Origin of the sequence: Staphylococcus sp. FSL W8-1270, assembly GCF_038007165.1 — a bacterium.
In the GTDB taxonomy this organism is placed as follows: Bacteria; Bacillota; Bacilli; order Staphylococcales; family Staphylococcaceae; genus Staphylococcus; species Staphylococcus hominis.
This window is the reverse complement of sequence record NZ_JBBOWQ010000001.1, coordinates 1,739,831-1,750,713: the sequence shown is the minus strand read 5'-3', so window position 1 is coordinate 1,750,713 and position 10,883 is coordinate 1,739,831. Positions and strand designations below refer to the sequence as shown.

At 31.9% G+C, this 10,883-nt stretch carries 9 protein-coding genes; 6 read left to right on the top strand and 3 right to left on the bottom strand.

What is annotated here, in order from left to right; all coding sequences use genetic code 11:
- Positions 1 to 83: 83 nt before the first annotated feature.
- Complete coding sequence (locus tag NSU06_RS08710) at positions 84 to 986, top strand: fumarylacetoacetate hydrolase family protein (RefSeq protein WP_049379475.1); 903 nt, start codon at positions 84 to 86, stop codon at positions 984 to 986.
- Between the two features lie 129 nt (positions 987 to 1,115).
- Positions 1,116 to 1,517, top strand: coding sequence for a YisL family protein (locus NSU06_RS08705; protein ID WP_017175835.1), 402 nt, complete (start codon positions 1,116 to 1,118; stop codon positions 1,515 to 1,517).
- A 40-nt stretch (positions 1,518 to 1,557) separates the two neighbouring features.
- On the opposite strand, the gene NSU06_RS08700 is transcribed toward NSU06_RS08705, so the two are convergent.
- Positions 1,558 to 2,880 carry a CoA-disulfide reductase gene (locus tag NSU06_RS08700; RefSeq protein ID WP_061544377.1) on the bottom strand — a complete coding sequence of 441 codons (1,323 nt, stop codon included), beginning with the start codon at positions 2,878 to 2,880 and terminating at the stop codon, positions 1,558 to 1,560.
- 82 nt (positions 2,881 to 2,962) lie between these two features.
- On the bottom strand, positions 2,963 to 3,784 hold the full coding sequence (locus NSU06_RS08695) for a Cof-type HAD-IIB family hydrolase (protein WP_070549417.1): 822 nt from the start codon (positions 3,782 to 3,784) through the stop codon (positions 2,963 to 2,965).
- A 119-nt stretch (positions 3,785 to 3,903) separates the two neighbouring features.
- Here NSU06_RS08695 and NSU06_RS08690 point away from each other — a divergent pair, with 119 nt between their 5' ends.
- The 3 genes from NSU06_RS08690 to clpB all read left to right on the top strand — a co-directional run bounded on the left by NSU06_RS08690 (position 3,904) and on the right by clpB (position 9,412).
- Positions 3,904 to 4,212, top strand: a complete 309-nt coding sequence (locus NSU06_RS08690) for a metal-sulfur cluster assembly factor (protein WP_002448080.1) — start codon at positions 3,904 to 3,906, stop codon at positions 4,210 to 4,212.
- Positions 4,213 to 4,696: 484 nt separating this feature from the next.
- On the top strand, positions 4,697 to 6,511 hold the full coding sequence (locus NSU06_RS08685) for an acyltransferase family protein (RefSeq protein WP_340779840.1): 1,815 nt from the start codon (positions 4,697 to 4,699) through the stop codon (positions 6,509 to 6,511).
- 291 nt (positions 6,512 to 6,802) lie between these two features.
- Positions 6,803 to 9,412, top strand: coding sequence for an ATP-dependent chaperone ClpB (gene clpB, locus NSU06_RS08680; protein WP_048761195.1), 2,610 nt, complete (start codon positions 6,803 to 6,805; stop codon positions 9,410 to 9,412).
- A gap of 101 nt (positions 9,413 to 9,513) precedes the next feature.
- On the opposite strand, the gene NSU06_RS08675 is transcribed toward clpB, so the two are convergent.
- Complete coding sequence (locus NSU06_RS08675) at positions 9,514 to 9,714, bottom strand: DUF2929 family protein (RefSeq protein WP_017175830.1); 201 nt, start codon at positions 9,712 to 9,714, stop codon at positions 9,514 to 9,516.
- Positions 9,715 to 9,939: 225 nt separating this feature from the next.
- Between NSU06_RS08675 and NSU06_RS08670 the strand changes: the two genes are divergently transcribed.
- Entirely contained in the window at positions 9,940 to 10,881 is a 942-nt protein-coding gene (locus tag NSU06_RS08670; protein WP_002488368.1) for a beta-ketoacyl-ACP synthase III, read from the top strand.
- The last annotated feature ends 2 nt before the right edge of the window (positions 10,882 to 10,883 follow it).

Sequence of the window (10,883 nt, the reverse complement as noted above, 5' to 3'; positions counted from 1 at the left end):
AAATTTCAGACATATATATTTGTTATTTATTAATAATTAAAGTTATAATATGAAATAAGATATAGATGAGGAGTTGATAATGAATGAAATTTTTATCATTCAAATACAATAACGCTGAATCATATGGCGTTAAAGTAAAGCGTGAAGACGCTGTATGGGATTTAAAACAAATTTTTGCTGAATTTGGTGAAGGAGACTTCCATCCACAAACGCTACTTGAAGGTTTACAACAAAACCAAACACTTGATTTCCAAGAACAAGTACGTAAAGCAATAGTAGCTGTTGAAAATAGTGGAAAAGCAGATCAGTATAAATTCTCATTTAATGATATTGAATTTTTACCTCCTGTAACACCACCGAATAATGTTATTGCTTTTGGTCGTAACTATAAAGATCATGCCTCTGAGTTAAATCATGAAGTGCAACGTTTATATGTGTTCACTAAAGCAGCTTCTTCTTTAACTGGTGATAACGCAACAATTCCAAATCATAAAGATATTACAGATCAGTTAGATTACGAAGGTGAATTAGGAATTGTGATCGGTAAATATGGCGAAAAGATTCCTAAAGGCTTAGCATTAGATTATGTCTATGGCTATACTATCATTAATGATATTACAGACCGCACTGCTCAAAATACACAAGATCAAGCATTCTTATCTAAAAGTTTAACAGGTGGTTGCCCAATGGGACCATATATTGTTACTAAAGATGAATTACCTACTCCAGAAAATGTTAATATTGTCACTAAAGTGAATAATGAAATTCGCCAAGATGGAAACACTAGTCAAATGATTAATAAAATTGATGACTTAATTCAAGAAATTTCTAAATATGTTGCTTTACATCCTGGTGATATCATTGCAACCGGTACTCCAGCGGGTGTAGGAGCTGGATTACAACCACCAAAATTCTTACAACCAGGTGATGAAGTTAAAGTAACTATTGATAACATTGGTACTTTGACAACTTATATTGCCAAATAATAATGCTAGTTATGTTTAAAAGGAGAGAAGCTAAGGCTTCTCTCCTTTTTAAATTTTAATACTTAAAAAGTGGAAATATGTTATGATAATTAAAAGAAAGTGATTATAAATATTGGAGGTAATCAAGTCTTGTTACATATGCATATTGTGAGTTGGGTTTTAACCATTGTGTTATATATTATTGCATTTTTACACATTTCAAAATCACAGGGGCCAACACCAACTTTTAAATCATTACATATGGGGCTTAGAGTCTTTATGCTCCTTACAATATTCTCAGGATTTTGGGAATTAATTGAAGAGTTTATGGCAGCGAGTCATGGTGAAGGTGGCAACCACATGCTTCTTACTTTAAAAATGTTATGTGGCTTAGGTGTTGTTGCTTTAATGGAAGTATCATTAGCTAAAAGAAAAAAACATGCACCTAGTCATGGCTTATTTTGGGCAACAATTATTTTAATTATTATTACTATGGCTCTTGGAATTATCTTACCATGGGGTCCATTATCTAAAATGTTCGGTTTAAGTTAAGTAAAAAGAATCGTTTGAGTGTCTACTCAAACGATTCTTTTTATATATTGCGTGCTTTGTAACCAATCATATTGATTAAATCTTTAGGATGACTATAAGGAGGCGCATAGGCAACTTCAAATTCAGCCAATTCATCTACTGTAAGTTGATTCATCATAGCCATTGATAAAATATCAATACGTTTATCGGCGCCTTGTTTTCCAACTGCTGCGGCGCGTATTAATTGTCTATTGTCTTTATTAAAATAGACACGTAAGTGTAGGGGTGTATTACCTGGGTAATATCCTGCGTGTGCACCAGACTTAATTTCAACCATCTCATAATTAAATAGACTTAATTCTTCAGGTTTTATTCCTACGCTCGCAAAAGTGTAGTCAAAAAATTTTACAATATTTGAACCAAGAAAACCTTTAAATGTAATATGTTTATTACCTGAGAGTTGTTCTGCTATAATACTTGCTGCACGATGAGCACCCCAAGCTAAAGGTACTTGAGCATTCATATTTACATGGCGATAATGTGAGGTGATGACATCACCTAGAGCATAAATATCAGGTATATTTGTTTTAAAGCAATCATCAACAGGAATAAAACCTTGTTTATCTATATGAATATTTGATGAACGTAAAAATGATGAATTAGGATGAGTTCCTATACCTTCAATAATGATATCGAAATCTTCATGTATACCAGATTTAAAATAAACAGTATGCGCTTGAATTGATTCAATTTCTTCATTTAATCTATATGAAATGTTTCTTTGATCAATTTCGCTAAAAATGGCTGCATTCATATCTTGGTCCATTAATTTATTGACTTTATCTGAACGATGAATCCATGTCACATCAAGACCACGTTGATAAAGGTTTTCTAATACTTCTAATGAAATGTAACCAGCACCGACAACTAATGCTCGCTTAGCTTTATGACGAGAAATATATTGATCGATTTGGTCCATATCTTCTGCATTTCTTAGAGTGAAAGTAAAATTATTAGTAAATCCAAGAGTATTCGCACTAGCGCCAGGACTTAAGATTAATTTGTCATAAGTTTCGTCGAATGTTTCGCCTGTTTGATGATTTAATACACGTACGACATGTTGTTGATCGTTTACTTCAATTACTTCATGATGTGTTTTAACTACAATATTTTTCTTCTCTTTAAAAATGTCTGGTGTAATAGGCAATATTTGATGACGATCAGAAACGAGATGTCCAATATAGTAAGGTAAACCACAATTAGCAAAACTCATATCTCGATCTTTTTCAAAAATGATAATGTCGCTTTCTTTATCTAAGCGACGAATTTGACTTGCACATGTTGCGCCCCCAGCAACAGCACCAACTATAATAATTTTAGACATACATATCCTCCATAACTAAGAAGTAAACAAGTGAGATACAATTATAATTTTTAGAATCTTACTTTAAGTACTCTCATTTTTATTATTGATAAGGTATTTCTAGTTTGAAAAATTCATTTAGGTAACGCCCAATTCCATCTTCGTTATTGGAATAAGTGATATGATTAGCGATATGTTTTAAATCATCTAAACCATTGTCCATAGCAATTCCGTATTGAGCATATTTAATCATTTCTAAATCATTATCTTCATCTCCAAATGCAATAATATTAGAAGAATTTATATTTAAATATGATTTAACATAGTCAATGCCACGAGCTTTACTAATACCTCGTTTTACGATTTCAATAACAGGAAAAGGTGCACCCCAACGACGATGTTCAATATTTTCAGCATAAAAACGAGTTAACATTTGTTTAATACGTGTGATATTCACTTCTTCAGCTTCCACTAATATGGAAGTTGGAGATTCATCAAGTTTTTCTAATAAATTGCCTGTTTGGATTTTAGGATTGCCCATTGAAAAACCTTCAAATAATCGAGGATCATGGTCATTGATAAAGACACTGTCTCTCACTTCAGCAATAATGTTTGTAACATTAGCTTTTTGAAGTGCCTCTATCATACTTCTAGCGATGTCTACATCTAATACCTCATGTTTGGTTTCAAAGTCATCTGCTTTTGGATGATGAACGTAGGCACCATTAAAATTAACAATAGGTGTATTCATATTAAGTTCATGATAATATATTTGGCTTGCACGATAAGGACGTCCAGTTGCAATCATTAAGTAATGACCTTGTTTTTGTAAAGAAGTTAAAACTTTTTTTGTATAATCACTAATTTCTTTATTATCATTTAATAATGTTCCATCTAAATCTAAACAAATTAAATAAGGTTTCATAAATATCTCCTTGCATTACAGTTCATAAATATTAGTTTATTTGTATCATAGCATTTTATTGGCGTTTTGTCGGATATTTGATATATTAGTGTAAAGATAATTATGGAGAGGTGATACTAATGGAAGAAGCATTAAAAGATAGTATCCTTGGCGCTTTGGAAATGGTAATTGACCCTGAATTAGGTATAGACATTGTTAATTTAGGTTTAGTATATAAAGTAAACGTTGATGATGAAGGATTATGTACTGTAGAAATGACACTTACGTCTATGGGCTGTCCACTTGGACCACAAATCATCGATCAAATTAAGACAGTATTAGCCGAAATTCCAGAGATTCAAGATACAGAAGTTAATATTGTTTGGAATCCGCCATGGAATAAAGATATGATGTCTAGATATGCAAAAATCGCATTAGGCGTTGGATAAATTTAAGCGAGCTCGATAGCATTAATGTATGAAGCTATTTATTATGAAGCGCTAGATACAATATTTAATAGAGAGTAGGGGATGAATTTTTCTTCTACTCTCTTTTTTAATATATAAGAATGTGACAATTTTATTTTTAAATGAGTAAAAAAGAAATGACACAATTGTAATATAAATTGAATTTACGTCTAGGTTATACTACAATACATAAGACTTATATCTTAGGAAAAGTATAATTTTCAACAATTAAGAATTAATCAATGAAAATGAATTTATATTTTATTTAATTGTATATCAAGTTTTCAGTCAACTTAGTATAAAACACAGAATCATATTATACAGTGTATTAAATTCATAGACTATAGAATGACCAATCATACATATAAACTTCTATAATTAACTTTATTGTTATTCTGATTTTAGTGCTTTTATATCTAATGAATTTATTGAAAATTTATTATTTAATAGGGAAAGAATGTGAACAATGAAACAAAATTTAGAAAAGGGCGTGCAGGATAAAACAAAAATGCGCTATATGCCTGGTTTAGATGGTCTAAGAGCAATTGCCGTATTAGGCATCATTATATATCATTTGAATAGAAAGTGGCTAACTGGAGGTTTTATTGGTGTAGATACTTTCTTCGTTATTTCAGGATATTTAATTACAAGTTTACTTTTGAGAGAGTATGAAGAAAAAGGAATTATTAATCTTAAACAATTTTGGATTAGACGCATAAAACGTCTACTGCCAGCGGTGATAGCTTTATTAATAACAGTAGGTATTGCAACCTTATTATTTGAACCTCAACAAATTATTAGAGTTAAACATGATATTATTGCAGCGCTATTTTATGTTTCAAATTGGTGGTATATCGCTAAAGACGTTAACTATTTTGAACAATTTTCATTCATGCCTCTTAAACATTTATGGTCTCTTGCTATCGAAGAACAATTTTATTTATTTTTCCCATTCATTTTAGTGATATTATTACTTACGATTAAAAAATATCGTAATGTGACACTTATATTTTGGATAGTATCATTGGCCTCTTTATTAGAAATGGTCATTATATCACAACCAAATGTGGGATATTCGCGTGTTTATTTTGGTACAGATACTCGTTTACAAACATTATTATTAGGCGTCATATTGGCGTTTGTTTGGCCACCATTTAAATTAAAAGTTAATCCACCACAACGATTACGTCGTGCAATAGATGGAATTGGTATAGGTAGCCTACTTATCTTAATTATTTTATTCTTCACTGTTAACGACGATAATGATTGGATATACAATGGCGGGTTTTATTTGATATCTTTAGTGACATTATTTGTTATTGCAAGTGTCGTTCACCCATCTACAATGATTGCTAAATTTCTAGGACATCCTTTGTTAGTGTATATCGGAAAACGTTCATATAGTTTATACTTATGGCATTTCGCCGTCATTAGTTTTCTACATATACATTTTGTTGATGGTCAGTTACCAATATATGTATATATCTTAGATATACTATTAACTGTGGCGTTTGCAGAATTATCTTATCGTTATATTGAAACACCATTTAGACGTGAAGGGTTAAGCGCATTTTCTTTTGACCGATTACGTAGACCTAAATTTATAAGAACAATCGTTACTATCATAGCTGTGATTCCATTGTTATTAATATTTATGGGTGCATTTGATCGATTTGGAAAAGATGAAATTGCAAATAAAGCAAACAGTTTTAATACAAGTACTGCTGATAAATATTTAGTCAAAATGATGCCCGGTGAAAATATTAAGTTAAATGGACAAACAAGTAAGAGTGAGAATAAAGATAAAGTTTACACAAATATCAGCCCATTACTTATTGGCGATTCAGTTATGGTAGATATTGGTGAAGAATTTAAATCTCAAGTTCCTAAAGCAACTATAGATGGTAAAGTAGGTCGTCATTTACAAGAAGCCCTGATAGTTGCAAATAATTATACTAATTATAATAAACCATCAAATCAAGTTGTATTAGAACTTGGTACAAATGGAGATTTTACTCAAGATGAGCTTGATCAACTTATTAGTAAATTTGGTAAAGCTAAAATATATTTAGTTAATACAAGGGTACCGAGAAGCTGGCAAGATAATGTAAATAAACAACTTTCAGACGCAGCTAAGCGACATAAAAATGTTGTTTTAGTAGACTGGTATAAACGTTCTGCCGGTCACACTGAATATTTTGCATCTGATGGTGTGCACTTAGAACATAGTGGGGTACAAGTATTATCGGATGAAATACTAAAAAATATGACTAAAAAATAAATAATTAAAAAGGATTAACTAGTTGAGGATGCTCACAAAGTTAATCCTTTTTTAGCATTTAAGAAAAAATTAAGGTAACAATGTTTAAATAGTAAGGTAATATGATAAGTAATGAATGAAACGTAAATGAATGCTTGATATGATAGGATTTATTGAATTGTTAAAAAGATGAGTAAAAGTGTTGATTAATTAGTAAAGAAGGTCTATAATGTAATTAAGGTCAAAGAAAGTCAAAGTCAAACGAAGGAGTATTTGACCATACTCTTATACAAAAAGTAGGGGTGAATACATTTGGATATCAATCAAATGACTTATAAAGTACAAGAAGCTTTGCAAAAAGCAATTGAATTAAGTAAAGAAAATGAATTACAAAATATTGAAATTGAAGCAATACTAAAAGGAACTTTAGAAGAAGACGAAAGCTTGTTTAAAAGTATTTTAGAACGTGCAAATATAGACACTGATCAACTAAATCAAGCGTATAGTGAAAAATTAAAACACTATCCATCAGTACAAGGTGATAATGTTCAATATGGACAATATATTGGCTCAAAAGCAAACGAATTATTAAATAAAGCTGAGTCATATATGAAAGAATATGAAGATGAATATATCTCAATGGAACATATTTTACGTGCTGCTATGGACATTGATGAAACAACACAACAATTTGTAGGAAATAAAGAAGAAGTAGTCAAAGAAATTATTACTAAAGTTAGAGGGGGAAATCATGTGACTTCACAAAATCCAGAAGTAAATTATGAAGCTTTAGAGAAATATGGTAGAGATTTAGTAGAAGAAGTTCGCCAAGGCAAAATGGATCCAGTTATTGGTAGAGATGAAGAAATCCGTAATACCATTCGAATTTTAAGCCGTAAAACTAAAAATAACCCAGTATTAATTGGAGAGCCTGGTGTAGGTAAAACTGCAATTGTAGAAGGATTAGCACAACGTATTGTACGTAAAGATGTGCCGGAATCATTGCTAGATAAAACTATTTTTGAATTAGATTTAAGTGCATTAGTTGCAGGTGCAAAATTTAGAGGCGAATTTGAAGAACGTCTTAAAGCAGTACTTAAAGAAGTGAAAGAATCAGATGGACGTATTATCCTATTTATCGATGAAATTCACATGTTAGTTGGTGCTGGTAAAACAGATGGTGCAATGGATGCTGGTAATATGTTAAAACCAATGTTAGCTCGTGGTGAATTGCATTGTATCGGTGCTACAACATTAAATGAATATAGAGAATATATTGAAAAAGATTCAGCCTTAGAACGTCGATTCCAAAAAGTAGGTGTAAGTGAACCTGACGTAGAAGATACAATTTCAATCTTACGTGGTTTAAAAGAACGCTATGAAGTTTATCATGGTGTGCGTATTCAAGACCGTGCTTTAGTAGCAGCAGCAGAATTATCAGATCGTTATATTACTGATCGATTTTTACCAGATAAAGCAATTGATTTAGTCGACCAAGCTTGTGCAACTATCCGAACAGAAATGGGATCAAATCCAACTGAATTAGACCAAGTTAATCGCCGTGTTATGCAATTAGAAATTGAAGAAAGTGCATTAAAAAATGAATCAGATAATGCAAGTAAACATCGATTAGAAGAATTACAAGAAGAACTTTCAAATGAAAAAGAAAAACAAGCGTCATTACAATCTCGTGTAGAACAAGAAAAAGAAAAAATCGCGAAAGTTCAAGAAAAACGTGCTGAATTAGATCGTAGTCGTCAAGCTTTAGAAGATGCGCAAACAGAAAGTAATTATGAAAAAGCAGCAGAATTACAATATGGTACGATTCCACAATTAGAAAAAGAATTAAAAGAATACGAAGAAGCTTTCCATGATGAACAAGGCGATAATGAACGCATGATTCGCGAAGTTGTTTCTGATGAGGAAATTGGAGATATTGTAAGCCAATGGACAGGTATTCCAGTTTCTAAATTAGTCGAAACAGAAAGAGAAAAATTATTAAACTTAAGTGATATCTTACATGAACGTGTCGTAGGGCAAGATAAAGCGGTTGATCTTGTGTCAGATGCTGTAGTGAGAGCGCGTGCAGGTATAAAAGATCCTAATCGTCCAATAGGTAGTTTCTTATTCTTAGGTCCAACTGGTGTAGGTAAAACAGAGTTAGCTAAATCACTCGCTTCATCATTATTCGACTCTGAAAAACATATGATTCGTATTGACATGAGTGAATATATGGAAAAACATTCTGTTTCTAGATTAATTGGTGCGCCTCCTGGTTATGTAGGCCATGATGAAGGTGGTCAATTAACTGAAGCGGTAAGACGTAACCCATATTCAGTTATTCTACTCGACGAAGTTGAAAAAGCACATAGTGATGTATTCAACGTGTTACTTCAAATTTTAGATGAAGGGCGTTTAACTGATTCTAAAGGTCGTAGCGTAGATTTCAAAAATACAATTATTATCATGACAAGTAATATTGGTTCACAAATATTATTAGAAAATGTTAAAGATTCTGGTGAAATTACTGAAAGCACTGAAAAAGCAGTTATGGATAGTTTACATGCATTCTTTAAACCAGAAATCTTAAACCGTATGGATGATATTGTATTATTTAAACCATTATCTATAAATGATATGAGTATGATTGTAGATAAAATTTTAACTCAATTAAATATTCGATTAATGGATCAACGTATTTCAATTGAAGTATCAGACGAAGCTAAAAAATGGTTAGGTGAAGAAGCATACGAACCACAATTTGGTGCTAGACCACTTAAACGTTTTGTACAACGTCAAATTGAAACACCACTTGCTCGTATGATGATTAAAGAAAATATGCCAGAAGGTACAAAAGTAAATGTTGATCTTAACGATAGTCAAGAATTAACATTTGATGTACAAAAACCTTCAGCTGAATAGTATATAAAAAGGCATTGGAAAGCAAAGCTTTCCAATGCCTTTTCTTATTATTAAACTTGTTAAGAGCGTTATATTACTCCAAACACGTAATACAATACCATTTAGACGTCTCTATTCCCTTTACGAGCGAAATCATTAGGTTTAATCATAGCACCTAAAATGGCAATAGCAATGGTAATGATGATTGCAATAATAATTGGTTTAATCACATCTAAACTGCCGCCACCATTTAAACTATTAAGTACAAAGTTAACCATTTGTGTTAAGATTAACGCCCAAATAAAAGTTACGAGGTATTTCATATATATGACCTCCAATTTATATATATTATCATTTTAAAGTAAAGTGAATTATTTGTATAGTATTAGTAGAGAATGTATAAAAATTTGTGCCATTTTTTATATGAATTATTGGCTCGTGACTGTTTAACAAAATCGTCTAATCAAGTGTAACTACTTGAGTTAGATTTAAAAAGTATGTTAAATTAATACCTGGTATTAAAAAATGAAGTGAGAAGGTGTACGTTCATGAACGTAGGTATAAAAGGTTTTGGTGCTTATGCACCTGAGAGAGTAGTCGATAACGCCTATTTTGAAGGTTTTTTAGATACGTCTGATGAATGGATTTCAAAAATGACTGGCATTAAAGAAAGACGTTGGTCTCGTGACGACCAAGATACGTCAGACTTAGCATATGAAGCAAGTAAGAAAGCAATTGAAGATGCTGGTATTAAACCGAATGATATAGATATGATTATTGTAGCTACAGCAACTGGAGATATGCCATTTCCATCTGTAGCTAATATACTACAAGAAAAATTAGGTACTGGTAAAGTGCCTACTATGGATCAACTTGCTGCATGCTCAGGTTTCATGTATTCAATGATTACTGCAAAACAATATGTTCAATCTGGAGACTATAAAAATATTCTAGTAGTGGGTGCGGATAAATTATCCAAAATCACTGACTTAACTGATCGTTCAACTGCTGTATTATTTGGAGACGGTGCAGGTGCAGTAGTAATTGGTGAAGTCTCAGAAGGACGAGGTATTATTAGCTATGAAATGGGCTCAGATGGGTCAGGTGGAAAATACTTATATTTAAATAAAGAGACTGGTAAACTAGTAATGAATGGACGCGAAGTTTTTAAATTCGCTGTAAGAATTATGGGCGAAGCGTCTACACGTGTAGTTGAAAAAGCTGGTTTAGAATCTGATGATATTGATATGTTTATACCACATCAAGCAAATATCAGAATTATGGAATCAGCACGTGAAAGATTGGGTATTGAAAGAGAAAAAATGAGTGTTTCAGTTAACCGTTTTGGAAACACGTCAGCTGCTTCGATTCCTTTAAGTATTCAACAAGAGTTAGAAAACGGAAGAATTAAAGATGATGACACTTTAGTACTCGTAGGTTTCGGTGGCGGCCTAACATGGGGCGCTATGGTAATCAAATGGGGTAAATAGGA

Bases quoted from the DNA above. Each gene is read 5' to 3' on its own strand.
- NSU06_RS08670 (WP_002488368.1), top strand. From the start codon at position 9,940: ATGAACGTAGGTATAAAAGGTTTTGGTGCTTATGCACCTGAGAGAGTA.
- NSU06_RS08675 (WP_017175830.1), bottom strand. From the start codon at position 9,714: ATGAAATACCTCGTAACTTTTATTTGGGCGTTAATCTTAACACAAATG.
- NSU06_RS08710 (WP_049379475.1), top strand. From the start codon at position 84: ATGAAATTTTTATCATTCAAATACAATAACGCTGAATCATATGGCGTT.
- NSU06_RS08700 (WP_061544377.1), bottom strand. From the start codon at position 2,880: ATGTCTAAAATTATTATAGTTGGTGCTGTTGCTGGGGGCGCAACATGT.
- NSU06_RS08690 (WP_002448080.1), top strand. From the start codon at position 3,904: ATGGAAGAAGCATTAAAAGATAGTATCCTTGGCGCTTTGGAAATGGTA.
- NSU06_RS08695 (WP_070549417.1), bottom strand. From the start codon at position 3,784: ATGAAACCTTATTTAATTTGTTTAGATTTAGATGGAACATTATTAAAT.
- NSU06_RS08685 (WP_340779840.1), top strand. From the start codon at position 4,697: ATGAAACAAAATTTAGAAAAGGGCGTGCAGGATAAAACAAAAATGCGC.